Origin of the sequence: Lentzea sp. (assembly GCF_035525475.1) — a bacterium.
Lineage (GTDB): Bacteria > Actinomycetota > Actinomycetes > Mycobacteriales > Pseudonocardiaceae > Lentzea.
Map to the genome: position 1 here is coordinate 1 of NZ_DATLEC010000099.1, position 25,975 is coordinate 25,975.

27 protein-coding genes are annotated in these 25,975 nt (G+C 69.6%); 11 read left to right on the top strand and 16 right to left on the bottom strand.

The annotated features are described in order from the left end of the window. The 5 genes from VM306_RS17225 to VM306_RS17245 all read right to left on the bottom strand — a co-directional run. Window positions 1–1,528: fumarate hydratase (locus tag VM306_RS17225; protein ID WP_414672402.1), on the bottom strand; the 1,528-nt coding region annotated here is incomplete at its 3' end. Between the two features lie 261 nt (window positions 1,529–1,789). After that, complete coding sequence (locus VM306_RS17230; protein ID WP_325516007.1) at window positions 1,790–2,779, bottom strand: sigma-70 family RNA polymerase sigma factor; 990 nt, start codon at window positions 2,777–2,779, stop codon at window positions 1,790–1,792. Window positions 2,780–3,014: 235 nt separating this feature from the next. Then, entirely contained in the window at window positions 3,015–3,440 is a 426-nt protein-coding gene (dtd, locus tag VM306_RS17235) for a D-aminoacyl-tRNA deacylase (protein ID WP_325516008.1), read from the bottom strand. After that, window positions 3,437–4,909: a DUF7059 domain-containing protein gene (locus tag VM306_RS17240; RefSeq protein ID WP_325516009.1), complete on the bottom strand. Its 1,473-nt coding sequence runs from the start codon at window positions 4,907–4,909 to the stop codon at window positions 3,437–3,439. Before VM306_RS17240 ends, dtd begins: the two co-directional genes overlap by 4 nt. A gap of 10 nt (window positions 4,910–4,919) precedes the next feature. Further along, a complete protein-coding gene (locus tag VM306_RS17245; protein ID WP_325516010.1) occupies window positions 4,920–6,404 on the bottom strand; it encodes a helix-turn-helix domain-containing protein in 1,485 nt (494 codons plus the stop codon). Between the two features lie 77 nt (window positions 6,405–6,481). Between VM306_RS17245 and VM306_RS17250 the strand changes: the two genes are divergently transcribed. Beyond that, window positions 6,482–6,796, top strand: a complete 315-nt coding sequence (locus VM306_RS17250) for a DUF3099 domain-containing protein (RefSeq protein ID WP_325516011.1) — start codon at window positions 6,482–6,484, stop codon at window positions 6,794–6,796. A gap of 224 nt (window positions 6,797–7,020) precedes the next feature. Here VM306_RS17250 and VM306_RS17255 read toward each other — a convergent pair whose 3' ends face one another. Next, the gene (locus tag VM306_RS17255; protein ID WP_325516012.1) at window positions 7,021–7,899 is read right to left on the bottom strand and encodes a sugar kinase; all 879 of its coding nucleotides are present in this window, start codon (window positions 7,897–7,899) and stop codon (window positions 7,021–7,023) included. Further along, complete coding sequence (locus VM306_RS17260) at window positions 7,896–8,798, bottom strand: pseudouridine-5'-phosphate glycosidase (RefSeq protein ID WP_325516013.1); 903 nt, start codon at window positions 8,796–8,798, stop codon at window positions 7,896–7,898. Before VM306_RS17260 ends, VM306_RS17255 begins: the two co-directional genes overlap by 4 nt. A gap of 31 nt (window positions 8,799–8,829) precedes the next feature. Between VM306_RS17260 and VM306_RS17265 the strand changes: the two genes are divergently transcribed. Next, on the top strand, window positions 8,830–9,075 hold the full coding sequence (locus VM306_RS17265) for a DUF3039 domain-containing protein (protein ID WP_325516014.1): 246 nt from the start codon (window positions 8,830–8,832) through the stop codon (window positions 9,073–9,075). 69 nt (window positions 9,076–9,144) lie between these two features. On the opposite strand, the gene VM306_RS17270 is transcribed toward VM306_RS17265, so the two are convergent. Continuing rightward, complete coding sequence (locus tag VM306_RS17270) at window positions 9,145–10,245, bottom strand: YihY/virulence factor BrkB family protein (RefSeq protein WP_325516015.1); 1,101 nt, start codon at window positions 10,243–10,245, stop codon at window positions 9,145–9,147. 167 nt (window positions 10,246–10,412) lie between these two features. Here VM306_RS17270 and VM306_RS17275 point away from each other — a divergent pair, with 167 nt between their 5' ends. Then, window positions 10,413–12,098, top strand: coding sequence for a DEAD/DEAH box helicase (locus VM306_RS17275; protein ID WP_325516042.1), 1,686 nt, complete (start codon window positions 10,413–10,415; stop codon window positions 12,096–12,098). Window positions 12,099–12,102: 4 nt separating this feature from the next. Here VM306_RS17275 and VM306_RS17280 read toward each other — a convergent pair whose 3' ends face one another. Further along, a complete protein-coding gene (locus VM306_RS17280) occupies window positions 12,103–12,891 on the bottom strand; it encodes a class I SAM-dependent methyltransferase (protein WP_325516016.1) in 789 nt (262 codons plus the stop codon). Between the two features lie 246 nt (window positions 12,892–13,137). On the opposite strand from VM306_RS17280, the gene VM306_RS17285 reads away from it, so the two are divergent. From VM306_RS17285 to VM306_RS17300, 4 genes are all read left to right on the top strand, one after another. Further along, complete coding sequence (locus tag VM306_RS17285; RefSeq protein WP_325516017.1) at window positions 13,138–14,262, top strand: sugar ABC transporter substrate-binding protein; 1,125 nt, start codon at window positions 13,138–13,140, stop codon at window positions 14,260–14,262. A gap of 75 nt (window positions 14,263–14,337) precedes the next feature. Continuing rightward, window positions 14,338–15,111: an ATP-binding cassette domain-containing protein gene (locus VM306_RS17290; protein WP_325516018.1), complete on the top strand. Its 774-nt coding sequence runs from the start codon at window positions 14,338–14,340 to the stop codon at window positions 15,109–15,111. A gap of 20 nt (window positions 15,112–15,131) precedes the next feature. Next, on the top strand, window positions 15,132–16,559 hold the full coding sequence (locus VM306_RS17295) for a sugar ABC transporter permease (protein WP_325516019.1): 1,428 nt from the start codon (window positions 15,132–15,134) through the stop codon (window positions 16,557–16,559). Between the two features lie 4 nt (window positions 16,560–16,563). Then, complete coding sequence (locus VM306_RS17300; RefSeq protein WP_325516020.1) at window positions 16,564–17,718, top strand: ROK family protein; 1,155 nt, start codon at window positions 16,564–16,566, stop codon at window positions 17,716–17,718. Window positions 17,719–17,789: 71 nt separating this feature from the next. Here VM306_RS17300 and VM306_RS17305 read toward each other — a convergent pair whose 3' ends face one another. The 4 genes from VM306_RS17305 to ppgK all read right to left on the bottom strand — a co-directional run bounded on the left by VM306_RS17305 (window position 17,790) and on the right by ppgK (window position 21,320). After that, complete coding sequence (locus VM306_RS17305) at window positions 17,790–17,969, bottom strand: DUF7455 domain-containing protein (RefSeq protein ID WP_231642793.1); 180 nt, start codon at window positions 17,967–17,969, stop codon at window positions 17,790–17,792. 378 nt (window positions 17,970–18,347) lie between these two features. Then, complete coding sequence (locus VM306_RS17310) at window positions 18,348–18,917, bottom strand: nucleotidyltransferase family protein (protein ID WP_325516021.1); 570 nt, start codon at window positions 18,915–18,917, stop codon at window positions 18,348–18,350. Between the two features lie 82 nt (window positions 18,918–18,999). Continuing rightward, window positions 19,000–20,331 (bottom strand): RNA polymerase sigma factor, encoded by a 1,332-nt coding sequence (locus VM306_RS17315; RefSeq protein WP_325516022.1) that lies wholly within the window; start codon window positions 20,329–20,331, stop codon window positions 19,000–19,002. Window positions 20,332–20,558: 227 nt separating this feature from the next. Then, window positions 20,559–21,320, bottom strand: coding sequence for a polyphosphate--glucose phosphotransferase (ppgK, locus tag VM306_RS17320; protein ID WP_325516023.1), 762 nt, complete (start codon window positions 21,318–21,320; stop codon window positions 20,559–20,561). A 116-nt stretch (window positions 21,321–21,436) separates the two neighbouring features. Between ppgK and VM306_RS17325 the strand changes: the two genes are divergently transcribed. Then, on the top strand, window positions 21,437–22,231 hold the full coding sequence (locus VM306_RS17325) for an inositol monophosphatase family protein (RefSeq protein WP_325516024.1): 795 nt from the start codon (window positions 21,437–21,439) through the stop codon (window positions 22,229–22,231). A gap of 129 nt (window positions 22,232–22,360) precedes the next feature. Here VM306_RS17325 and cei read toward each other — a convergent pair whose 3' ends face one another. Next, window positions 22,361–23,056 (bottom strand): envelope integrity protein Cei, encoded by a 696-nt coding sequence (gene cei, locus VM306_RS17330; protein WP_325516025.1) that lies wholly within the window; start codon window positions 23,054–23,056, stop codon window positions 22,361–22,363. A 443-nt stretch (window positions 23,057–23,499) separates the two neighbouring features. Between cei and VM306_RS17335 the strand changes: the two genes are divergently transcribed. Then, the gene (locus VM306_RS17335) at window positions 23,500–23,799 is read left to right on the top strand and encodes a DUF4193 domain-containing protein (protein WP_090056966.1); all 300 of its coding nucleotides are present in this window, start codon (window positions 23,500–23,502) and stop codon (window positions 23,797–23,799) included. 75 nt (window positions 23,800–23,874) lie between these two features. Here the strand turns inward: VM306_RS17335 and VM306_RS17340 are convergent, their stop codons facing one another. Next, the gene (locus VM306_RS17340) at window positions 23,875–24,336 is read right to left on the bottom strand and encodes a DUF3093 domain-containing protein (RefSeq protein WP_325516026.1); all 462 of its coding nucleotides are present in this window, start codon (window positions 24,334–24,336) and stop codon (window positions 23,875–23,877) included. Between the two features lie 24 nt (window positions 24,337–24,360). Between VM306_RS17340 and dut the strand changes: the two genes are divergently transcribed. Continuing rightward, entirely contained in the window at window positions 24,361–24,834 is a 474-nt protein-coding gene (gene dut / locus VM306_RS17345) for a dUTP diphosphatase (protein WP_325516027.1), read from the top strand. 3 nt (window positions 24,835–24,837) lie between these two features. Further along, on the top strand, window positions 24,838–25,452 hold the full coding sequence (locus tag VM306_RS17350) for a DUF3710 domain-containing protein (protein WP_325516028.1): 615 nt from the start codon (window positions 24,838–24,840) through the stop codon (window positions 25,450–25,452). Here VM306_RS17350 and VM306_RS17355 read toward each other — a convergent pair. Beyond that, window positions 25,449–25,973 (bottom strand): alpha/beta fold hydrolase, encoded by a 525-nt coding sequence (locus tag VM306_RS17355; protein WP_414672403.1) that lies wholly within the window; start codon window positions 25,971–25,973, stop codon window positions 25,449–25,451. The genes VM306_RS17350 and VM306_RS17355 overlap by 4 nt on opposite strands. Window positions 25,974–25,975: the final 2 nt, after the last annotated feature.

Genomic DNA, 25,975 nt, shown 5'->3' on the forward strand with positions numbered 1-25,975 from the left:
ACTCGAGGACCTCGACCTTGCGGATGCAGTCCTGGGCCAGGCGCGCCGCGGGGCCGCCGATGGAGCCGAGGTAGAAGCCGCCGTGCGTGTTGCACGCGTTCGTGACCTGCTTGGAGCGGTTGCCCTTGGCGAGCATCACCAGCGAGCCGCCTGCGGCCTGGAACTGCTCGACATAGGAGTCCATGCGGCCGGCCGTGGTCGGGCCGAACGAACCGGAGGCGTAGCCCTCGGGCGTCTTGGCCGGACCGGCGTAGTAGACCGGGTGGTCCTTGAGGTACTGCGGCATCTCCTCGCCGGCGTCGAGGCGTTCCTTGATCTTGGCGTGGGCGATGTCGCGAGCCACGACCAGCGGACCGGTCAGCGAGACGCGGGTCTTCACCGGCAGCTTGGTGAGGACCTCGCGGATCTCCGCCATCGGGCGGGTGAGGTCGATGCGGACGACCTCGTCGGACAGGTCCTCGCCCTCGATCTCGGGCAGGAACCGGGCCGGGTCGCGTTCCATCTGCTCGAGGAACACGCCCTCCGCCGTGATGCGGGCCTTGGCCTGGCGGTCGGCCGAGCACGACACCGCGACGCCGACCGGGCACGAGGCGCCGTGGCGGGGGAGGCGGATGACGCGCACGTCGTGGCAGAAGTACTTGCCGCCGAACTGGGCGCCGATGCCGAAGTTGCGGGTCAGCTCCAGGACCTGCTGCTCGAGGTCCTTGTCGCGGAACGCGTGGCCCAGCGGTGAGCCCTCGGTGGGAAGGTTGTCGAGGTAGCGGGCCGAGGCCAGCTTCGCGACCTTGAGGTTCTGCTCGGCGGACAGGCCGCCGACGACGACCGCCAGGTGGTACGGCGGGCAGGCCGCGGTGCCGAGCGAGCGGAGCTTCTCGTCCAGGAACGAGGCGAGTCGCTTCGGGTTCAGGACCGCCTTGGTCTCCTGGTAGAGGAACGTCTTGTTCGCGCTGCCGCCGCCCTTGGCCATGAACAGGAACTCGTAGACGGGCTCCTGGCCGGGCTTGTGGAACACCTCGATCTGCGCGGGCAGGTTCGTGCCGGTGTTCTTCTCGTCCCAGAACGTCACCGGGGCCATCTGCGAGTAGCGCAGGTTGAGCTCCTGGTAGGCCTCGAAGACGCCGCGGGCCAGGGCCTGCTCGTCGTCGCCGCCGGTCAGGACGGTCTCGGAGCGCTTGCCCATGATGATCGCCGTGCCGGTGTCCTGGCACATGGGCAGGACACCGCCTGATGAGATGGCGGCGTTGCGCAGCAGGTCCATCGCGACGAAGCGGTCGTTGCCCGACGCCTCGGGGTCGTCGATGATCTTGCGCAGCTGGGCGAGGTGCGACGGGCGCAGCAGGTGCTGGATGTCGCGGATGGCTTCCTTCGCCAGCAGCGTCAGCGTCTCGGGGGCGACCTCGAGGAACTTGCGGTCACCGGCCTCGATCAGCTTCACCCCGTCGGAGGTGACGAGGCGGTACTCGGTCTCGGTGTCCTTCGCGAGCGGCAGGACGTCGGTGTACTCGAAAGTGGTGGGCACGTCGTACACAACTCCAACGGTGTGCAGTTCGGATCGGAAAACCGTACCGCCACCAAAGGGACGTATCGCTGCCCGTCCACCGTGTTCTTCGCAACGACCCGCCGAACGCGGAAGGCCGGGGCAGCCCCCGGCTGCCCCGACCTTCCTTCGCGTGCGAAACCCGACTCACGAGGGGCGTCGCGTGGCTCTGGTAACGCCCGACCGTGCCGTGAGTTGAGTCACAAGTCAATACTGCCGGACGGGTGAGATCCGACCGTGACGCCTACCGGGTTACGAGGCGTAGGCCCGCAGCTTCGCGGCGCGTTCGCCCTGGCGGAGCTTGGACATGACCTCGCGCTCGATCTGCCGCACCCGCTCGCGGGACAGCCCGAACCGCTTGCCGATCTGGTCCAGCGTGCGCGGCTGGCCGTCCTCGAGGCCGTAGCGCAGCCGGATCACCGCCTGCTCGCGCGGCTCCAGCGTCGCGAGCACGCGGCGCAGGTCGTCCTGCAGCAGGCCGGAGATGACGGCGCTCTCGGCGTCGGTCGCGTCCGAGTCCTCGATGAAGTCACCGAGGGGCGCGTCCTCCTCCGTGCCGACCGGCATGTCGAGCGATACCGGGTCACGGGCGTGGTCGAGCAGGTCGGCGACCTTGTCGACCGACAGGCCGGACTCCTTCGCGAGCTCCTCGGTCGTCGCCTCGCGGCCGAGCGTCTGGTGCAGGTCGCGCTTGATCCGCGCGAGCTTGTTCACCTGCTCGACGAGGTGGACGGGGAGGCGGATGGTGCGGCCCTGGTCAGCCATGCCGCGGGTGATCGCCTGACGGATCCACCACGTCGCGTACGTCGAGAACTTGAAGCCCTTGGTGTAGTCGAACTTCTCGACGGCGCGGATCAGGCCCAGGTTGCCCTCCTGGATCAGGTCCAGCAGCGGCATGCCGCGGCCGGTGTAGCGCTTGGCCAGCGACACGACGAGGCGCAGGTTGGCCTTGAGCAGGTGGTCCTTGGCGCGGCGGCCGTCGCGGACGAGCTCCCCCAGTTCTCCGCGACGGGCGGGCGTGAGGCGCTTGGCCGTCTCCATGACGTGCTGCGCGAAGACACCGGCTTCGATGCGCTTGGCGAGCTCCACCTCCTCTTCAGCGGTGAGGAGTGCGGTCTTGCCGATGCCGTTCAGGTAGACTCGAACGAGATCGGCTGCCGGACCTTGCGCGTCGAGCTCGTGCTCGGCGACGACGGTGGTGTTCTCTCCGACTTCACGGTCGGAGATCCTCGTGACGGTCATGGATCTCCCTCCCCCTGCTGCGGGCGGCGACAAGTCGCGCTGGCGGTCAAGGCGGCGCGGCGCTGCGCCCTGGTTGCCCCTTGCGGCGGGCCCGCTCGGGATCCCATCGCTAGCTGGCTGATACCTGGGTAACGAACCCGATTCCGAATTCGTTCCCGACTTCCATGACCTGAAGACGTCACCGCTGTCACAGCGGTTGCGCGACTAATCTGAGGATTGGCTGAGAACCCTTTAGTCAGACCTCTACGAGCACGGTGAACGGTCCGTCGTTCACGCTCCGCACCTTCATATCGGCTCTGAATCGTCCCGTTTCGACGCGAGCACCCTTTTGGCGTAGTTCCTGCACGACGGCGTTCACCAAGGGTTCCGCGTGCTCGGGCCGGGCGGCCGCCGTCCAGGACGGACGGCGGCCCTTGCGGGTGTCCCCGTAGAGGGTGAACTGGCTGACTACCAGCAGTGGAGCACCGGTCGACTCACATGACTGCTCGTCCTCGAGGATGCGCAGACCGTGCAGCTTCTGCGCCATCTTGCGAGCGTGCGCGTCCGTGTCGTCGTGGTGGACGCCGAGTAGCACCAGCAATCCGGGCTCGTCGATCGCGCCGACGATGTCGCCCGCGACTTCGACACTCGCTTCTGTGACGCGCGCCACAACTGCTTTCACGCGGGAATCAACATTCCGTGCCGGATGAGATCACGAACGATCGGCAAGGCCGCTTCTGCATCGATTTCTCCGTATGCGAACTCGAGCAGTGACAGCAGGTCTTCGAGGGGCAGTGCGCCGGTGCAGCCGGCGACGAGCTTGGCGGTCGCCTCGTCGACCTCGTGCTGCCAGCCGGGCCCGTCGGTGCGGTGCAGGCGCGCGACGACCTTGCGCCAGCCCTCGTCGCCCGGCTCGGACACCTCCTCGAGCAACACGGTGTCCGCGACCCGGAACCGCTGCCCCAGCAGGTCGGGGTTCGCGCGCAGCCACGCGACGTTGTCGAGCCAGCGTGCCGCCTCCGGACCCAGTGGGTCGTCGTAAGCGTGGCGCAGGTCTTCGCACACGACCTGGGAGTGCATCTCGTCGGTGCGCCGCAGCGTCACGTAGCCGAAGCCGACGCCCTGGACCTGGTTCTCCTCGAACCAGTCGAGCCACGCGCTCGCCTTGGCCCGCCCCTCGGGGCTGCGCGGGTCGACTCCCGCGTCCTTGAGCCACGTGCCGACGTACAGGGCGGGCTCGGCGATGTCGCGCTGCACGAACCACGCGTCGATCCCACCGCGCGGCAGCCAACTGGAGACGCGCTCCTCCCAGTCCTCGCCCTTGCGGTGCACCCACGACGCGAGCAGCTGGCCGACGCCGCCTTCGTTGAGGAACGCGGGCAGCTGCCGGATGACCAGCGCCGAGGCGTCGTCACCGCCGAGACCGGAGTCGCGGTACACGTAGTCCACGCGCGGCGGGCCGACGACGAACGGCGGGTTGCACACGACCTGGTCGAACCGCCGGTTGCGCACCGGGCCGAACCATTCACCCTGCAACGTCTCGACGTCGAGTTCGTTGATGCGGAACGTGCCCTGGGCGAGCCTCAGCGCGCGCTCGGACAGATCGGTCGCCGTGATGCGCTCCGCGTGCTTGCTGGCGTGCAGGGCCTGCACTCCGCAGCCGGTGCCGAGGTCGAGCAGCGTGCCGACTGGCGTGCGCTTGGTCGCGCGGGCGAGGCTGATGGACGCGTGGCCGACGCCGAGCACGTGGTCCTCGGGGACCGCTCCGCCGCGCACGTCGGAGTCGAGGTCGGCGATGACCCACCAGTTGTCCTCGTACGGCCGCACGTCGAGCCCGGCCCTCAGGTCCTCGGTCAGGATCTCGTTCTTGACGGCGTCGTCGATGTCGACCCCGGCGATCGCCTTGCGGACGTCCTGCTCCGGCTCGTGGTCGCCCAGCAGGAACAGGCGGATCAGCGTGCCGAGCGTCCCGGCGTCCTTGCTGGCGCGGCGGGCGGGCTCGGGCTCACCGCGGCCGAGAGCGGCGTGGGCCTGCGGGCCGAGCGCGTCGACGACGCCGTCCGCGGTGTAGCCGGCGTTCAGGAAGGCCTCGCGCAGACGGGCGCACAGGTCGGCAGAAAGATCGGGGTGCACGGGTGCAGATGCTTTCACGCCGCCCGGTTCACCGCGTGATCCGGAGGGCGATCGCCATCGCGAGCCGCTGGTCCGGGTCGTCGAGGGGGAGCGGTGTCACCTCGGCCATCTTCTGCATCCGGTACCGCATCGTGTTCGGGTGCACGTTGAGCTCCCGCGCCGCCGCCCGGACGTCGCCCTGGGCCGCGAGCCACGCCCTCAGCGTCGCCGCGTACTGCGTCCCGTACTCGGCGTCATATCGCAATATATTGGATATCGGACCTCGGGTCGGAACCCGTCCGGCCTCGGCGACCGCGCTGAGCCGGTGCAACAGGACCTGCGCCCAGGCGTCGTCGTACACCACCGGTGTGCCGGTGGAGAGCGCTAGACATTCGTCGGCTTCCTGCCGTGACGTCGGTAGCTGGGTCGCCTCCGCCGGTCCGCCGATCCCCGCCAGCACCGTCGCCTCGGACGGCAGCTCGCGGACCAGCGACCGCACCCACGCGACGGCGTCGTCGGCGGCGGGGATGACGGTGTAGAGGACGTTGCCGAACAGTGCGCTCCGCCCAGGCCTCGACCAGCCGAAGCCCGCGGTGGCCCGCTGGAACGCGAGGACCGCCGCACCGTGCTCACCCTCGCCCGCGTGAGCCTGCACCGCGATCACGCGCAGATCGGCCGACGGCAACCCCAGTCGCGCGACGTCCGCGGACTCCGGGTGTTCGAGCAGCCTGATCACGAGATCCGCCTCGGCCTGCCGTTCGAGATCCGTCGACGCACGCGACCGCAACAGGTGCAACGCCGCCGTGCGCGCGCCGTCGACCAACGCGGCGCTCCGGGCGGCGTCGACCGGCCCCGTCACCTCGACCCACACGGACCCGAGCAGCTCACGACCCGCGCGCACCGCGGCGACGAGCCGGTTGCCCAGCTGAGGGGTCAGCTTGGGTACGAAGATCGGCTCGTCGGACGACGCGAGGTGCGTGAACACCCCGAACTCGTCGAGCGCCCGCCGCGCCTGCTCCGGGACCCGCCGGCCGAGGATGGTCTGGACGCGGACGGGATCGACGTCCTCCTGCCGGTAGGAGTAGGCGAGCACGCGCGACTGCTGGTCCTCGATCGTCACCGGCCCGCCCACGACGCCCGCGATCACGTCGGCCAGCCCGAACAGGTCCCCGGTGCGCGTGCCGCCGTTGACCAGCGTCTGTGTGACGTTCGCGAGCTGGCTCCACGGCACCGACGGGTCCACCAGCAACACGGCCGCCCCGGATTTGCGGGCGGCGGCGAGCACGCGCTCGTCCAACGGCGGCCTGCCATGCAACACCACCGCGGAGGCCGCCGTCGACGACACGAGCCGCGCGGCGGCGGCGACAGAAGGCGTGCCCAGTCCGAGGAGGACGTCGCCCGCCGCGGCCGGCGTGTTCTCGGCCGGGTCGTGCAGGGCGACCCCGCGGAGCTCGACGTCACGGCCACCCGGCGCGCACGCCAGATGCGTGCCCAGACTGCCGAGCACGTCCACGAGGCGATCAAGGGCGACCACCCGCGGATGTTAACCGCCGACCGGATGTCCCAGGCGTCACTCGGACGTGGGACGATGAGTGTTGTGGAGGTGGTGTCGTGAGCAGTCCCGACCGGAACGACACCCCGGTGTTGATCACCGAGGCGGCCCCGTCCTACGAAGAGCAGCACGCCGCCCGGCGCCGGAAGTACGCGATCATGATGAGCCTGCGCTTCCCGTGCCTCATCCTCGCGGCCCTGTTCGCCCACGTCTGGTGGCTCGCCCTGTTCTTCATCGTGCTGTCGGTGCCGCTGCCGTGGATGGCCGTGCTGATCGCCAACGACAGGCCGCCGCGCAAGACCGAGAAGGCCAACCGCTACCAGGTCGAGCGCCGCGCCATCGAGCGCAAGAGCACCACCGTCATCGACGGCTAGTCCGCCACCGAACCGCAGCACCCGCGCCGTCGCCGCATGCCCCGACCTTGGCAACGACTCTTTTGACTTCGTCCGCAAAAACTCGTTGCAAGGGCCGGCGGGCGTGGTCGGCCTTTGCAACGAGTCTTTTGACTTCGTCCGCAAACGTCTTTTGCATCCGGTGAAGCGGCAGCAGACAGCGATATATCGGCCCGAGAGCCGATATATCAGTGAGGATGAGGCGGTTAGCGGGGCGGCTGAGCGCCCACGACGCCAACGGCGCGCGACCCCGCGCGAACGCCGCCGAGAAGGGCGTCCTGCTTCGACGCGCCGGCGAGCCAGGCCGCCAGGAAACCGGCGTCGAACGCGTCACCGGCGCCCGTCGAGTCGACGCACTCAGTGGTTTCAGCAGGGACCGAGATCAACTCGTCGGCGTCGACCCACGTCGCACCGTCGGGTCCTGAGGTCACCACGACGGCACCGACGTGGGAGAGCAACGACTTGGCCGCGGACGGCTCCGAGGAGCCGGTGAGGGCGAAGAGCTCGTCGGCGTTCGGAAGCAGGAAGTCGACGCCGCGCACGTCGTCGAGGAACGCCTCGGCGGAGTGGATCAGTACGGCTGCCTGCGGGTCGACTGATGTCGTCCAGCCCGCGTCGCGCGCCGCCGCGAGCACTGCGAGACCGGCAGGGCGGGACGTGGCGTCGAGCAGCACGTAGCCGGACAGGTGCAGGTGGCCGTCGGTGCCGGCGAGCAGGCCAGGGTCGAGGTCGGCGGGGGAGAAGCGGGCGTTCGCGCCGCGGTCGGGCAGCATCGAGCGCTGGCCCTGGTCGTCGACGAGGACGACCACGCAGCACGTCGCCAGGTCGGGGTCCACGGCGAAGGCGCACCGCACGCCCGCGGAGGTCAGCTCGGCGTGGACCTGACGGCCGGCCGAGTCGGCGCCCACGCGGGCCACCAGCACCGGCGAGGCGCCGCACGCGGCCAGCCACACGGCGGTGTTCGCGCCGGCGCCGCCGGGCTCGATCGTCACCTTGGCGCGCACGTCGCCGCCGTGGGCGATGGGGCCGGCGTGGCGGGCCACGACGTCGAGGCCCGCGTCACCGACCACGACCACGGGCCTCACCGGGAGTGCTCCCCGAAGAGCGAGACGGCGACCTGGGAAGCGACCGAGGCGTTGTTGACGACCAGTTCCTCGTTGGCGTCGAGGCTCACGCCCTCGCTGGCGGTGTGGAAGTGCTCCAGCAGGACGGGGGTGACGTCCTTGCCGCGCACGTCCTGGTCGGTGAGCTTCCGCAGACCCTCGGCCAGCAGGCGGTCGTGCAGGGCGGAGTCCATCTCGAACGCGGCGGGGATCGGGTTCACCAGCAGCATGCCGCGCTCGCCGGCCGCGAACACGGCGGCGGCTTCGGAAGGGTTCTCGACGCGCCACGGCACGTCGTACTCCGACTCGCGGCGGTAGAACGCCGGGAAGCGCGAGGTCTGGTAGCCGACGACCGGCACGGAGCGGGTCTCCAGCACCTCCAGGGTCGCGCCCATGTCCAGGATCGACTTCACGCCCGAGCAGACGATGAGCACGGGCGTGGTGGCGACCACGTCGAGATCGGCGGACACGTCCCACGTCTCGCGCGCGCCGCGGTGCACGCCGCCGAGGCCGCCGGTCGCGAAGACGCGGATGCCGGCCTGGTGGGCCAGGGCCGCGGTCGAGGCCACGGTCGTCGCGCCGCTGCGGCCCAGGGCGTAGGCGGCGCCGAGGTCGCGCAGCGACAGCTTCACCAGGTCGCCCGCGGTGCACACGCGGTCCAGCTCGGAAGCGGACAGGCCGATGTGGGGCACGCCGTCGAGGACGGCGATCGTGGCGGGGACGGCGCCTGCCTCCCGTACTACTTTCTCCAGGCGTGCGGCGACCGCGAGGTTGCGCGGCGCGGGCAGGCCGTGGGACAGGATGGTGCTTTCGAGAGCGACGACGGGCCGGTTCCCGGCCAGTGCGGCGGCTACTTCCTCGGCGATGTGCAGCGGGGTCACGAGGGGACATCATCCCAGGTACCCTGGGCGCGTGAGCACCCAGACTCTCCCCGAGGTCGACGTACGGCCGGAAGGCACCGACCAGACCGGGGACGACACCCCGAAGATGTTCCACTACGTGCGCAAGGCGAAGATCGCCGAGAGCGCCGTGATGGGAACGCACGTGGTCGCCCTGTGCGGCGAGGTCTTCCCGGTCACGCGGTCGCCGAAGCCCGGTTCCCCGGTGTGCCCTGACTGCAAGAAGATCTACGAGAACCTGCCCGCCGGCGGCGAGTAGGCAGCACGCTCGGAACGTCACACGGCCGCGTTCAGTGCCTCGCAGCAGGGGCACCGGACGCGGCTGCCGTCATCCGCGCTGCTTTTCCTCTTCCGGTGAGGACCGGGGCTTCTGGATCTGCAACGGGCTCGTGCGTTGCGTGTCGGCGGGGGACGGCGCCGGGGAGCTGTTGCCGGTGGGCTCCTGCTGTGAGTCCTCCCGGGGCTTCGCGCTCTCCTCGCGGATCCGCGAGGCGGCGCGTTCGAGTTCCAGCCGGCGCCAGCGGCGGCGTTGGCGCCGAGTCATGCGGGCGGGCCACATCTCCTGGACGGCGCTGTTGAAGTACGCGCCGATCGTGATCGCCAGGCCGATGAAGAACACGAACAGCAGGAACGCGATCGGCGTCGCCAGCGCGCCGTAGGTGTAGCCGGTGGTCGTGATCCACTGGATGTACAGGCGCAGTCCGATGGACGACAGGATGAACACGGCCATCGCGAGGATCGCTCCGGGCAGCACGCGGTGGTACGGCAGTCTCCGCGGCAGCGCGACCTTGTAGAGCGCCGAAAGCGACAACACGAGCAGCAGTGCGACGCCGGGGTAGTAGAAGCGGCCGACCCACGTGGTGATGTAAGGCTGCCAGGAAGCCGGGAAGAACTGCGGCAGGACGTCCGGGCCCAGCGCCAGCACCGGCAGGCCGACCACGAGCGCCACCAACGACACCAAGTACAGCAGCAGGGCGAAGAAGCGCTGCCACACCTCGTTGCGCACGCCGTACTGGCCGTGGGCGACGGTGATCGCGTCGACGAACGACGACATGGCCGACGACCCCGCCCACAGCGAGATCAGGAAGCCGATGGAGACGATCTCGCCCTTGCCCGTCGAGAGGATCTCCGCGACCGTCGGCTGGATCACGTCGTTGACGACGTCCCCGCTGAAGATCGTGCGGGTGAAACCGATGATCTTCTCCTGCACGCCCACGACGACCTCGGGGCCGAACCAGGTGCCGATCCAGCCCATCGAGCCCAGCACGCCGAGCAGCAGTGGCGGAAACGACAGGGTCTGCCAGAACGCCGCTTCGGCCGCTTCTGAGAAGATGTTGCCTTCCCACGCCTTCGACAGAGTGCGCGCTAGTAGACGCAGCGGCCCCTTGCGGCCGGACCTGCGCGCGTCGTTGTCCGTAGGCGAACCCATCGCAAGGACAAGCATGGTGCATGGGGCCACGTTTCGCGGCATCGGCGCTCGGAACGGGTAGGCTCGCAGAGCCCTCGGCCACGGTCCGCCTGAGGGCTGTTGCATGTCAAAGCCATGTCTGACCAGCGCAAATGAGGAGAAACACGTCTGTGACAGCGACAGCAGCAATGCGACCGCTGCGGGCATGGCAGCGCAGGGCGCTGACCAAGTACCTCGCCGCGAAGCCCCAGGACTTCCTCGCCGTCGCCACGCCCGGCGCCGGCAAGACGACGTTCGGGCTCCGCGTCGCCGCCGAGCTGCTGGCCGACCGGACGATCGAGACCGTCACGATCGTCACGCCCACGGAGCACCTCAAGCACCAGTGGGCGAAGGCCGCCGCCGAGCAGGGCATCCACATCGACTCGAACTTCCGCAACACCAACGCGATGACCTCTCGCGACTACCACGGCGTGGCCGTGACGTACGCGCAGGTGGCCGCTCATCCGACGTTGCACCGGGTGCGCACGGAGAACCGCAAGACGCTCGTGCTGCTCGACGAGGTGCACCACGGCGGTGACGCGAAGTCGTGGGGTGACGCGATCCGTGAGGCGTTCACGCCCGCTGTCCGCCGTCTCTGCCTGACCGGTACGCCGTTCCGCTCCGACGACTCGCCGATCCCGTTCGTGCAGTACGAGGAGAGCAACGGCGGCTTCAAGACGTCCAAGGCGGACCACACCTACGGCTACTCCGACGCGCTGCGCGACGGCGTCGTCCGGCCCGTGCTGTTCCTCGCGTACTCGGGTGAGGCGTCGTGGCGGACCAGCGCGGGCGAGGAGTTCACCGCACGCCTGGGCGAGCCGCTGACGCAGGAGCAGACCGCACGGGCGTGGCGCACGGCCCTGGACCCGGCGGGCGACTGGGTGGCGTCCGTGCTGCGCGCGGCCGACCAGCGGCTCACGCAGAAGCGCGAGAACGGCATCCCCGACGCCGGCGGCCTCGTGATCGCCACCGACCAGACCGTCGCGAAGGCCTACGCGCAGGTGCTGGAGCGCGTCACGGGCCACATCCCCACGCTCGTCCTCTCGGACGACCCGAAGGCATCGGGCAAGATCGCCGAGTTCGCCGCGACGAACGAACGCTGGATGATCGCCGTCCGCATGGTGTCCGAGGGCGTCGACGTGCCGCGCCTGGCCGTGGGCGTGTACGCGACGTCGTCGTCGACCCCGCTGTTCTTCGCGCAGGCCGTCGGCCGCTTCGTGCGCAACCGCAAGCCCGGCGAGACCGCCTCGGTGTTCCTGCCGTCGGTGCCGGTGCTGCTGCAGCTCGCGTCCGAGCTGGAGGCCGAGCGCGACCACGTCCTGGGCAAGCCGCACCGCGAGAAGGACGGCTGGGACGACGAGCTGATGGCCGCGGCCAACCAGGCCAAGGACGAACCCGGTGAGGACGAACGGGCTTTCACCGCCCTGGGCACCACGGCCGAGCTCGACCAGGTGATCTTCGACGGCTCGTCGTTCGGCGCCCCGACCATCGCGGGCTCGGAGGAGGAGCAGGAGTACCTCGGCCTGCCCGGCCTGCTCGAACCCGACCAGGTGCGGACCCTGCTGCTGCAGCGGCAGGAGGAGCAGATGGCGACCGCCGCCAAACGCCCCAAGCCCGAGGTCGCGGTGCGCGAGGCACGGCCCGTGGGCGTGCAGGAACGCCTCACGTCGCTGCGCAAGGAGCTCAACACCCTCGTCGCGATGCACCACCACCGCACGAAGAAGCCGCACGGCAAGATCCACACCCAGCTGCGCGAGTACTGCGGTGGCCCGCCGACGGCGATGGCCACCATCGAGCAGCTCGAGGAGCGGATCGCGACCCTGCGCTCCTGGTAGCCGGTCAGCCGCGGGTGACGGCGACGGCCACCGTGTCGTAGTGGGTCTCGAACCGGCCGCCGATCGCGTCGATCGCCCTGCCGACGTCGTCCAGCAGCCCGGTGAGCTGCTCGGCGCCGAGCAGGGCGACCGAGCCCGTCGTGCGCAGGAGGTCGAGGTACTCGGCGGTCGTGTAGGTGTGGGCCCAGCCGGCCGCCCACTGCTCCGACGACGTGAACTCGCCGGTGCTGACGAACGCCTCACCCGTGCGCACGCAGCCCTCCTGGTAGGCCTTCAACGCCTCCGCACGGCTCTGGCCCACGCGGAACGGGATGTCGGGCGCCACCTTCCGGAACGCGTCCGCGAAGGCCTGCTCGATCGGCTCCGGCGGCGCGAACACGTGCCACAGCGCCACGAACACCCCGCCCGGCCGCAACACCCGCGCCACCTGACGAGGGCCCGCCTCGGCGTCGACCCAGTGCCACGACTGCCCGGCGACGACGGCGTCGAACTCGCGGCCGGCCGGGTCCCAGGCCTCGAACTTCGCGATCTCCACGTCCACGCCGCCACCGCGGGCGAACTCCGCCATGCGCTCGTCGGGCTCGACGCCGAGTACCTCGCATCCGGCGTCGAGCAACGGCCGCGACAGCACCCCGGTGCCGCAGCCGACGTCGAGGACGCGCGGTCCCGGGCTCGCTGAAACGATCTTCCGGACCAGCGCGTCCGGGTAGGTGGGGCGGGTGCGGTCGTAGCGCGCCGCGTCCGCGCCGAACGAGAGAGCCAGCCTCTCGGCGGTGTCCTTGTCGACCGTCATGCGACCAACCTAGAGATGGCCGGGAGATGACGGGCGGGTGTTCGCTGCAAGCGATATCCAATATATTGCAGCCGGATGCAGTAGTGCTGTGGTAACGCTCTCATAACTCTCGGTGACTAAATTTCGCCACGGTTACCGCATCGTTGCGACTTAATCGATCCAGTGTGGTTCCGGTCACGCATATGTCAGGCATACGTTGTGCGCCACAACATTCTCTGTGACACAGCGCAGTGAAAGGGATGGCGGATGCGCAGCAAGAGCCTCGCTTCCATCGCCGTGACCGTGGGCCTCGCCCTGGCGGTCTCGGCGTGTGGCGCCAACACGTCCTCCGGCACGGGAGGAAGCTCCGAAACGAACTCTGGCAGCGGCGGGGGCGCAAAGGTCGGCGTGATCCTTCCTGAGACGAAGTCCTCCGCCCGCTGGGAGGGCTTCGACAAGCCGCTCCTCGAGGCGGCTCTGAAGAAGGAGGGGCTCGACCCCGACATTCAGAACGCTCAGGGTGACGCCCAGAAGTTCAGCACCCTCGCCGACGGCATGATCAACGCCGGCGTGAAGGTCCTGATCATCGCGACCCCCAACAGCGAGGTCGGTGCCTCGGTCGCCAAGAAGGCACAGGCCCAGGGCATCCACGTCATCGACTACGACCGCCTGAACCTCGGCGGCACCTCGCCCTACTACGTGTCGTTCGACAACGTGAAGGTCGGCGAGCTGCAGGGCCAGGGTCTCGCGGACGCCCTCAAGAACGCTCCGCAGGGCGCGAACGTGATCGAGATCGAGGGTTCGCCGACGGACAACAACGCGACCCTGTTCCACCAGGGCCAGCAGAAGGTCCTCAAGCCGCTGTACGACTCCAGCAAGCTCAAGCTGGTCCAGTCCCAGCCGATCCCCGACTGGGACAACCAGCAGGGTGGCCAGACCTTCGAGCAGATCCTGACCTCCAACGGCGGCAAGGTGGACGGAGTCGTCGCCGCGAACGACGGCCTCGCCGGCGCTGTGATCACGATCCTCAAGAAGTACAGCCTGAACGGCAAGGTTCCGGTCACCGGTCAGGACGCCACCCCGGACGGCCTGCAGGCCGTGCTCCGCGGTGAGCAGTACATGACCGTTTTCAAGCCGATCAACGAAGAGGCCCAGGCCGCGGCCAAGCTGGCCGCCGCGCTCGCCAAGGGTGACACCGCCGCCGCCGACGCCCTCGCGTCCGGCAAGGAGAAGGACCCCAAGGGCAACCGCGACGTCAAGTCCGTGCTGCTGACGCCGCAGCTGATCACCAAGGACAAGGTCAAGTCCGTCATCGACGCGGGCTTCGTCAAGGCCTCGGAGATCTGCGTGGCCGACACCCAGGCCGCCTGCACCGAGCTCGGCATCAAGTAGGACCGCTTGCGCGTAGGGCGGGGTGCGGAACCTGCGCACCCCGCCCTACACGCGTGGTAACACGGAGGAATCCCAGTGAGCGAGCCGATTCTCGAGCTGCGCGGCATCAACAAGAGCTTCGGTCCCGTGCACGTCCTGCACGACATCGACCTCACCGTCAACCCCGGTGAGGTCACCGCCCTCGTCGGTGACAACGGCGCGGGCAAGTCGACGCTGGTCAAGTGCATCGCGGGCATCCACCCCACCGACTCCGGTGAGGTTCTGTTCAACGGCGAGCCGGTGCACATCAAGGGCCCGCGCGACGCCTCGGATCTCGGGATCGAGGTCGTCTACCAGGACCTGGCGCTGGCCGACAACCTCGACATCGTCCAGAACATGTTCCTCGGTCGTGAGCGCACCAAGGGCGGCCTGCTCGACGAGACCGACATGGAGCAGGCGGCTCGCAAGACGCTGGCGTCGCTGTCCGTGCGCACGGTCAAGTCGGTGCGCACCCAGGTGTCGTCGCTGTCCGGCGGTCAGCGCCAGACCGTGGCGATCGCCAAGGCCGTGCTGTGGAACAGCAAGGTCGTGCTCCTCGACGAGCCCACCGCGGCACTCGGCGTCGCGCAGACGCGGCAGGTCCTCGACCTCGTCCGCCGGCTCGCGGAGCAGGGCCTCGGCGTCGTCCTGATCAGCCACAACATGAACGACGTGTTCGAGGTCGCCGACAAGATCGCGTGCCTCTACCTCGGCCGCATGGCCGCCGTCGTGGGGTCCAAGGACGTCACGCACGGCCAGGTCGTCGAGTTGATCACCGCCGGTCGTTCCGGCGACCTGGGCATCGCCCGCCCCGAGGCGGCGACGATCTGATGAGTTCCGAAGAGGCCAGCATGACCAACACCACCGAGACGCCCGCACAGGAAACCCCTCAGGGCGCCATCTCCGACTTCGGCATCGACACGACCTCGCAGTCCACGGGCGAGGCCGTCCGCGACTACTGGGCGAGGGTTCGCGGCGGCGAGCTCGGCTCGCTGCCCGCGCTGCTCGGCATCATCGTGCTGCTGATCGTCTTCAGCTCGTTGTCCGACACGTTCTTCACCCTCGGCAACCTCGCCAACCTGCTCCAGCAGGGCGCCAGCATCACCATCATCGCGATGGGCCTGGTGTTCGTGCTGCTGCTCGGCGAGATCGACCTGTCCGCCGGTACGGCCTCGGGTGTGACGGCCGCGGTCATGGCACTGCACCTGATCAACAACGGCAACCTGCTCGGCGGCATGGGCGACACGGTGTTCTACGTGTTCTGCGGCTTGCTGGTGCTCGCGATCGTGCTCGCCGTGATCATGAAGATCTGGGCGGGCGCGGCGCTGTCCGCCATCGCCCTGGTGATCGCCGCGGTCGGCATTCCCGCGAACGCCTGGCTCGAGATGCTGCTCGCGGTCTGCGTCGGCGCGGCCATCGGCAGCATCACGGGCTTCCTGGTCGCGAGGGTCGGCATCCCGTCGTTCGTCGTGACCCTGGCGCTGTTCCTCGTCTGGGGCGGCGTCGTGCTCCAGTTCATCGGAGACGGCGGCACGCTCGGTCTGCGCGACGACACGCTCTTCAACGTCGCCAACGGCAACCTGAACGTCGTGGGCTCGTGGGCGCTGTTCGTCATCGCGGTCGGCGGTTACGCGGCCATCGTGCTTTCCCGGCACTTCTCCCGGCTCCGCAAGGGTCTCGTCGCGCAGCCGACGGCGCTCGTGCTGACCAAGATCGGCGCTCTCGCGTTGCTGGCCGCCGTCATCACCTACGCGCTGTCCCAGAACCGCGCGCCCAGCAACCTCGTGATCATCGAGGGTGTGCCCTACGTGGTGCCGCTGGTCCTGGTGCTGCTCGTGATCGGCACGTTCGTGCTCGACCGCACGACCTACGGGCGCCACGTCTACGCCGTCGGCGGCAACAAGGAAGCCGCGCGCCGCGCCGGTATCAACGTCGAGCGCATCCGCATGAGCGTCTTCGTGATCGCCTCCTCGGCGGCCGCGATCGGCGCCATCGTGTACTCGTCGAAGGTCGGCTCGGTCGACCCGAACGCCGGTGGCGGCAACACGCTGCTGCTGTCGGTCGGTGCGGCCGTCATCGGTGGCACGTCGCTGTTCGGTGGCAAGGGCCGCCTGCGCGACGCGGTGATCGGTGGCGCGGTGCTCGCGATCATCCAGAACGGCATGGGCCTGCTCCGGCAGCCCGCCGCCATCGTGTTCATCGTGACCGGTCTGGTCCTGCTCCTCGCCGCGAGCGTCGACGCGTTGTCCCGCCGCCGGGCGGCCACCGCGGCTCGATGACGCGGTGACTGGACCTACGTCCGGCACCCGACCCGACGAGATCCGCAGGCACAACAGGACGGCGCTGCTGCGCCGCCTGCACGTCGACGGTCCGTCCACCAGGGCGTCGCTCGCGGCTGAGCTCGGGCTCAACCGCAGCACGATCAAGGCCCTGGTGGACGGCCTCGCCGAAGCCGGCGTGGTCGCCGAACGCGTGCCCGCTCTGCGCAGCGGAGCGGGCCGCCCGTCCCTCCTCGTCCTTCCCCAGCCGCACGCCGCGGTCGTCATCGCGATCGACGTCCGGGTGGAGCACGTGGCGATGGCGTTCGTGGGCCTCGGAGGGGAGATCCTCGGGCGGGACAGCTGGAACCTGCACCGGACGCGTGATCCGGGGGAGGTCATCACGCACATCGTCGAGTCGGCGCGCCTCATGGCCGACGACCTCGACGTCACCGCCGTCGGGGTGGGGGTCTCGGTGCCCGGCGTCGTGCGGCATTCCGACGGGCACGTGCACGAGGCTCCGAACCTGCACTGGACGGGCGTGGCGCTCGGCAGACGCCTGGAGGCGGTGCTGAAGCTGCCGGTCCAGGTCGGCAACGACGCGGAGCTCGGCGCCCTCGCGGAGCACGTGCGCGGTGCGGCCCAGGAGTCCTCGGACATGGTCTACATCTCCGCGGACGTCGGTGTCGGCGGCGGCGTGATCCTGTCGGGGCAACCGTTGCGCGGGTCCGGCGGCTACGTCGGCGAACTGGGGCACATGGTGGTCAACCCGCGCGGCCTCCGCTGCTACTGCGGCTGTGACGGCTGCTGGGAGACCGAGGTCGGCGAACCGGCGCTCTGCCGGGCGCTGGGCCTGCCCGACGACGCCCCGCGCGGCACCGTCGTGGCGGCGTTGCGAGCGCTCGAAGACCCGTCCGTGCTGGACGAGTTCGCCGGCTGGCTCTCGCTGGGCCTCGCGAACATCGTGAACGTCCTGGGGCCTGAGCTGGTCGTGCTCGGCGACCTCTACACGGCGCTGCCCGCGTCGGTGGTGGACTCGGTGAGCGCCGCCGTGCAACGGCGCAGCCTCGTCTCCCGCGCCGTCGGCGGTACCCAGGTCGTCACCTCGCCGCTGGGCCGCGACGCGAAGCTGGTCGGCGCCGCGGAACTGGCCTTCGAGCCGGTCCTGGACGCCCTGTAGGAACCCCTGGAAAGCGAAGGGGGCGGAGATCCTCGCGGATCCCCGCCCCGAGCGGCTAGGTGGGGTGGAAGTCAGCCCTGCTGAATCTCAGCAGCGAGTTCGCGCAATTTCTCACTGTGCGCCCGGGCGTGGTGCCCGCAGAACAGCAACTCGCCCCCGGACGGGAGCAAAGCGCGAACCTGGGCAGCAGCCCCGCAGCGGTCGCAGCGGTCGGCAGCGGTCAACTCGGGGCGGGTGAGTGCTGCAGTCATGATGAATCTCCCTCCGTCCCGGCAACGAAACGTTGTGTTCCGGTGCCCTCTTACCAAGCTGCGACCACAGCGCCCCTGGATGGCTGCGCGGTGCTCGCTGGCTCCACTCTGACAGACGTTCTGGCGATAGTCAGTGTTCCCGTGCACGTGGCGACTCGCGTCACTATGCGATCTACCCGCCTGCAGCAGGCCCACACCTGCGTTTGCCACCGGTTCATCGTCTTGACACGCACGCTCAGCGACCACAAACCCGCTGGTGGAGCAGCATGATGAGGCCGTCCGGTCGGTTGCGTGCCACCGGGAGTGTGATATCGGTTGCCCTTGTCCGCCCGCAGCGAACAGGTCACGAACGTCCCACGATTCGGACGCGAACCGTGATCATGTGGACCACGGCAGCACCGTCAGCGCGGGCCACTGCTCGCTCCAACGCCGCGTTTTGGTCTCGTAGACCTCGCGCGGAGCGAGCACCGGGTTGGGCCGGACGACCAGGGTGAACACGTCGTCGAGGCCGTGCGGCGCGTAGACGTGCCACCGTTCGCCTTCGAGACGGACACCCACACAGCAGGTGGTCGCCGCGAACGAGTCGATGGCGGCCTCGGTCGACGTGTGGGGCGGACAGGGAACCCCGAAGCGGTCCTCGTACCAGAGGTGCACACGCGCCTCGTTGCGGATCTCGACGACCGCGGGCAGATCGCCGAAGACGCGCGCCCCGTTCCGGATGACCTCGTCCTCGGCATCCCAGCCGAGGTCGGAGCCGTCGAAGTAGAACAGGTCGTAGTCCCTGATGCCCTCGGCCGGCGGCCGGCCCGTCACCACGTTCCACACGGTCTGGAACACGCACCCGGCGGTCAGGTACCAGTCCGGCAGGCCGAGTCGCTCAGCACGGCGCAGGACCTCCAGCAGCACCTCGTTGCGCGTCAGCACCTCGCGGAGCGCGTCCTCGTCCACCCGCCACCGTCCCGTCGTCGCGAAAACGCGGAAGCCCCGCACCGAACCGGTGCGGGGCTTCGTGCGTATGTCCGGGTAAGACCTAGTCGAGGTAGTCGCGCAGAACCTGCGAGCGCGACGGGTGGCGGAGCTTCGACATGGTCTTGGACTCGATCTGGCGGATGCGCTCACGCGTGACGCCGTAGACCTGACCGATCTCGTCCAGCGTGCGCGGCTGGCCGTCGGTGAGGCCGAAGCGCAGCCGGACGACGCCCGCCTCGCGCTCGGACAGCGTCGCGAGCACGGACTGGAGCTGGTCCTGCAGCAGCGTGAACGAGACGGCGTCGACAGCGACGACGGCCTCGGAGTCCTCGATGAAGTCACCGAGCTGGCTGTCGCCCTCGTCACCGATCGTCTGGTCCAGCGAGATGGGCTCACGCGCGTACTGCTGGATCTCCAGCACCTTCTCGGGCGTGATGTCCATTTCCTTGGCGAGCTCCTCCGGGGTGGGCTCGCGGCCCAGGTCCTGGAGCAGTTCGCGCTGGATGCGACCGAGCTTGTTGATGACCTCGACCATGTGCACCGGGATGCGGATGGTGCGGGCCTGGTCGGCCATCGCGCGGGTGATCGCCTGACGGATCCACCAGGTGGCGTACGTGGAGAACTTGTAGCCCTTGGTGTAGTCGAACTTCTCGACGGCGCGGATCAGACCCAGGTTGCCCTCCTGGATCAGGTCCAGGAACGCCATGCCGCGGCCGGTGTAGCGCTTGGCCAGCGACACGACGAGGCGGAGGTTCGCCTCGAGCAGGTGGTTCTTGGCGCGCTCGCCGTCACGGACGATCCAGCGCAGGTCGCGGCGCAGCTGCGGCGTGAGCTTCTCCGCTTCCTCCTCGGAGCGGCGCACGCGCTCGGCCGCGTACAGACCGGCCTCGATGCGCTTGGCGAGCTCGACCTCCTCCTCGGCGTTGAGGAGGGCGACCTTGCCGATCTGCTTGAGGTAGGCGCGGACGGAGTCGGCCGAGGCGGTGAGCTCCGCGTCCTTGCGCGCCTGGCGCAGGGCCTCGGACTCCTCCTCGTCCCAGACGAAGTCGCCCTCGGTCTTGGGGTCCTCCGCCTCCTCCGGCTCGTCCACGACCGGTTCGTCGACGATCTCGACCTCGTCGACCAGGTCCTCGACGCCGGGAGCGCCTTCCATGTCCTCCGGCTCGTCGCCGTCGGCCTTCTTGGTCGCGCCCTTCGCGGCGGGGTCGGCCTTGCCGGCCGGCTTGCGCGCGGTCTTGGCGCCGGCGGCCTTGGCTGCGGGCTTCTTCGCTGCCGCAGCGGTCGTCTTGCGCTTCGGCTTCTCCTCGGCCTCGCCGGCCGCGGTCGCCTTGGTCGTCTTGGCGGCGCTCGCGGCGGAGCTGGAGCGTCGGGTTGCGGTTTCTGCGGCTGCCACGTACGCCCTTTCGCGACGGTCGTTCAAGGCGGACCAGAGGGCGCGAAACCTCGGTCGCCAGAGTTCAGGGGATCTCCCCGCCGATCTTGCTTGGCGGGTGTGCGTTCCATTGTAACGACGTCGGTGACGCGGTGTTGCGCCCCGAGGTGCTTCGAGGCGCTCTCACCTGCGTTCTCGCAGCTAGATCGAGTAAGGCGAGTCGGACACGTTTCGGTGTCGAATGATCATCACGGCCGGACGCCGTGCGCGGCGGCCCAGGCGGCGCCGACGATGCCCGCGTCGTTCTTCAGCGCCGCGGCGACGACCTCCGTGCGCACGTTGAGCAACGGCAACCACTTGTGCGCCTTCTTGCTCACGCCGCCGCCCGCGATGATCAGGTCCGGCCAGATGAGGTCCTCGAGCACGTTGATGTACCGCGTGACCCTGGGCGTCCACTCCTCCCAGGACAGGTCCTTCTCCTCCTTCACCGAGGCCGCCGCGCGCTTCTCGGCGTCGTGGCCGTCGACCTGGAGGTGGCCGAACTCGGTGTTGGGAACGAGCTTGCCGTCCAGGAACACCGCGCTGCCGATGCCCGTGCCGAACGTCAGCAGCACCACGGACCCGGCCTTGCCGACGCCCGCGCCGAACGACATCTCCGCGATGCCGGCCGCGTCGGCGTCGTTCATCACGACGATGTCCTCGGGCTTGCGCTTGAGGCGCTCGGCGAAGAGGTGCTGCGCGTCGCAGTTGATCCAGCCCTTGTCGACGTTCGCGGCGCTGAGGGCGACACCGTGCTTGACCACGCACGGCAGCGTGATGCCGACAGGACCGTCCCACTGGAACTTCTCGACGATCTCGGCGACGACCTCCGCGACCGCCTCCGGCGTCGAGGGCTGAGGCGTGGGGATCCGCATGCGCTCGCCGTCCAGTGCTCCTGCCTCGAGGTCGACCAGGCCGCCCTTCACGCCGGAGCCGCCGATGTCCACACCGAACCCGCGGGTGATGCCCATTCCCCGTGGTCCTTCCTACTCGATCCTGCTGGCTTCGATTCAGTAACCGTGGTGCGCAGACATTAGCCTGACGTTGTCCGATAGTCCCGTGCTAGTGACGCAGGAGGGAACCGGTCGTGCTCGATCCCCGGCCGCTCGTCGACATCGCCACAGCCATCGGACTGGAGGCGGGAGCTCTTGTTCAGCGCATGCGCGCTTCCGCCGTCGTCTCGTTCGACACCAAGAGCACTTCCACCGACGTGGTCACCGAGGCAGACCGTGCCTCGGAACAACTCGTCCGGACGCGTCTGTCCGAGTCGCGTCCCGGCGAACCGGTGCTCGGCGAGGAGGAGGGAGGCACCGTCGTCGAGGGGCTGACCTGGGTCGTCGACCCCATCGACGGCACCGTCAACTACCTCTACGGGATCCCCTGGTACTCGGTGTCGATCGCGGCGCAGCTCGACGGGGAGTCGATCGCGGGCGCCGTGGTGGAACCGGCGACGGGACGGGTGTGGACCGCGGCCCGCGGGCACGGCGCGTTCCTCGACGGCCAGCCGCTGCGCGTCTCCGCGACGACCGACCTGTCGCTGTCCCTGCTCGGGTACGGGTTCGCGTACCGGCCGGAGCGGCGCCGGCGCCAGGCCGACGCGTGGGCCGGGATGGCCACGCGGGTGCGCGACATGCGACGGGCCGGTGCGGCATCGCTCGACCTGTGCTCGGTGGCGGCCGGACGCCTCGACGCCTACGCGGAGCACGGGCTGGGGCGGTGGGACTGGGCGGCCGGCGGGTTGATCGCCGCCGAGGCCGGTGCCGTCGTGCGGCTGCCGGGGTCGTCGCCGGAGCTGGGGGAGGACGCGACGTTCGCCGCGGCGCCCGGGATCGCCGAAGCGATGCACGGCGCGTTGGTGGAGTGCGGCTTCGGCCAGGTCTGAGTCACCGCAGGTCAGGGCGCTAATATATTGGTTGTGCAAAGGACGTTTGCGGACGACCGCAAACGTCCTTTGCATGCGTGCCACGAAAAAGCCCCCCGCGGGTGCGAGGGGCGAAGGCGGGGCGGGTGGTCAGCAGGTGACGTCGCGCGCGCGGGCCAGGTTGTCCGGGTTCAGCGTCGGCGGGGCGACCGCCGCGACCTGACCGCCCTGCTGCTCCGGCTGCTGCGCCGCCCACTCGGTGAGCTGGTCGAGCACCTTGCGGGCGTCGCCGTTCGGCTTGACCTCGTCGAACTTCTTGCCGACCGAGATGTCGACGGTGGCGTCCTGGCGGTCGTCGCGCACGAGCTCCAGGCACGGCTCCAGCAGCGACAGCGTCCGCGCGGCCTGCGCGCCGGGGGCGCCGAAGCGGATCTGGCCGCGGCACGTCATGTCGCCGGCGGGGTAGATCGGGTCGTTGCCGGGGTCGGCCGCCTGCTTCAGGCCGAGCTCGGTGAGCTGGGTCGCCACGGTCTTCGCGTGGTTGCGCTGCGTCGAGGCGTTGACGACCTTGAAGTTGACCTCACCGACCGGCACCGGGTTCGTGCGGTCCAGCGCGTCGTGCTCCAGGACCGTGCCCAGGGGCGGTGGCGGCGCCGTCGCGGGGGCCGCCAGGTCGGCCTCGGCGGTGGCGGAGGTCGTCGCGCCACCGGGCGCGTTGCACCTGATGGCCGCGTCCACGTCGCCCGCGCTGCCGAGCACCTTCACCCAGACGAACACGGAGCTGACCAACAGCACCGTGAACAGGACGAGCGCGGGCACGGGCCGGCGCCTCTTGTAAGGCGTCATGCTCCCCGATGCGGATCCCACGTCCGAAGCCCTCCCGTGATCCGTCCTCTGTGATCAGCCTAGGCCCTGCCCGGCTGGCGCGCGCGCCCCGGCGTGCGTGACCCGCTGCACCGGCCCGATTGCTCACAGTCAGGACGGTACCGGCTCGCCGCCGGGTTGCATGCCGGCGCGAACGTGCTCCCGCACAGGGTATCGGTCCAGCGTAGAAAGGTTGTGTCACCCGTCCGGTCGGTAAGGGGTAACCCGATGCCGGGGCACTCTGACAATGAGCTACCCTCTGCGCGCTCCGCCCACAAGTGGATCAAGCCGACGGTCACGTCGAGGGGGTCGCCTTGGGCCTGGGCGCGAGAGACCTACGTCACCTTGACGTGGGGCACAAAAGAGGGCGCTGGAGCGTTAACCAGCGACACGAACAGTCTCCGTAGACCGCAGGGGTGAAGAAGATGGCGACCGACTACGACGCGCCGCGTCGCAGCGAGGCGGACGAACTCGCTGAGGACTCCCTCGAGGAGTTGAAGGCCCGGCGGAACGAGACGCAGTCCGGCGTCGTCGACGTCGACGAGGACGCGACCGCGGAGAACTTCGAGCTGCCCGGCGCCGACCTGTCCGGCGAGGAGCTCACCTTCAAGGTGCTGCCCAAGCAGGCCGACGAGTTCACGTGCTCGAAGTGCTTCCTGGTGCACCACCGCAGCAGGCTCGCCGAGGACAACGGCGGCGTGTACATCTGCCGCGACTGCGCCTGATCAGTCCTCCGGGAAACCACTGGGCGCTCACCCTCACGGGTGGCGCCCAGTTGTGTTCTTTCCGGGTGTTCCTCTTCAGGCCTTGATCGCGGCGACGAGCTCTTCCGGGTGCCGCGTGCTGATCACCCAGTAGGGGGTCGGGTCCTCCGGGTCGTCCACGCGCACCCGCACGAGCGGCTTGACCCAGCCGCGGTGCACGACGAACGCCGCCGGGTCGAGCTCCGGTCCCATCGTCCTGCGCTTGTGCTCAGGGGCGACGATCTCGGCCTCGCCGAGCAGCTCCAGGGGGATGTGCGCCTCGCCCGCGCGCAGCTCACCGCCGGCCACCTCGACCTTCGTCGACCCCATCCGCACGATCAGCAGGGTCGTGAGCGGCAGCAGGATCACGTACGGCAGCCACGACCGGACGCCGGGGAAGCCCATGTGGATCTCGGCGGCCAGCAACGCGGCCGCGAGCAGCGGCAGCGGCCAGAACCACCACGTCACGTACAGGCGCTCGCGGTAGGTCGTAGAGGCGGTCACGGCAGTCTCACTCACGCCCTCAGGGTAATCTCGGCCGCCGTGTCCAGCGTCGAGGTGTTGCTGACCCGGCTCGATCCGGGGGTTCCCGTGCCCGCCTACGCCCGTTCCGGCGACGCGGGCGCCGATCTGGTCACCACGTCGGACGTGGTCATTCCACCAGGCGAGCGCGCCGTGGTCGGAACCGGTGTCGCGATCGCGCTGCCCGAGGGGTTCGCGGGGTTCGTGCACCCCCGGTCCGGGCTGGCCGCGCGGGCGGGGCTGAGCGTGGTCAACACGCCCGGCACGATCGACTCCGGCTACCGCGGTGAGATCCGCGTTTGCCTCGTGAACCATGATCTCCGTGAGCCGATCGCGCTGGTGCGCGGTGACCGGATCGCCCAGCTCGTCGTGCAGCGCGTCGAGCACGCGGTGTTCCGGGAGGTCACCGAGCTGCCGGAGACGGAGCGCGGTGCGGGAGGCTATGGCTCGACCGGCGGGCACGACGTGCTCGCCCGTACGAATGCAGAGGGGTAGGGCATGTTCGGAAGGCGCCGCAAGCGCGGTCGTCACTCCTCGGGGGCGGTCGAGACCGGTCCGGAGCACGACGAGGACTTCGACGACGTCGAAGGCCCGTGGGACTCGACCGTGGCGCCCCGTGACGATGTGCAGCGGCTCGACCTGGGATCGGTGCAGCTGCCGATGCCGGACGAGGCCCAGCTGCAGGTCGAGATGGACCAGCAGAACGGTTCCGTGCGCGCGGTGCACGTCCTCACGTCCGTCGGCCAGCTGACGGTCAGCGCGTTCGCCGCGCCGAAGTCGGGCGGCCTCTGGAAGGAGGTCGGCGCCGAGCTGATCCAGGGCCTCAAGGAGGACGGCGCGCGCATCAACCGCGAGAACGGCGAGTGGGGCGAGGAGATCACCGCGCGCAACCAGGGCGTGCAGATCCTCTTCGTCGGCGTCGACGGCCCTCGCTGGATGCTGCGCGGTGTCGCCGCCGGTCCCGAGGAGCACTTCGCGCAGAACTCCGAGGCGTTGCGCGAGATGCTGCGCGGCACCGTGGTCGTGCGCGGCGAGCAGCCGATGCCGCCCCGCACCCCGCTGCCGGTCGAGCTGCCCGAGGCGATCGCCAAGCACATCCAGCAGCAGGGCTAGTTCCTCGCTCGTTGCCACGCCTGCACCGCGCGCCCCAATGCGCGCGGGTAGGCGTCCAACGTCGTTGTCGTGAGCACGGCGCGAGGGATCGCGTTCGCCCACTGCCGTGCGACCTCGATCGGATGCACCGGGTCGTCGGTGCACCCGACGATTCCCGTCGGCACGGTCAGCGACCTCAGCTCGTCGAGCGTCGGCGCGGGCGACTCGGACGCTTCTTCGAAGTGGGGCACGAGCTCGTCGCCGTAGCCGTGCCACGCCCTCGTCAGTTCGTCGTGCAGCCAGCCGGTCGTGCCCGCGAGCGCCGTTTCCAGGCCGTGGTCCGTGACGATCCGAGCGCTGGCCTTGGCCGCGAGGGCCGCGGGAGCACCGTTGGCGGCACCGGTCCACGCGGGCAGCGCGAGGACCAGACCTGCGCACTTGTCCGGGTTCGCCGCCGCCCACCGCGCGGCGACGTGCGCGCCGAGCGAGACTCCGCCTACCACGATCGGGTGGCCTGCCCAGGCATTTTCGAGGGCCGTCAACC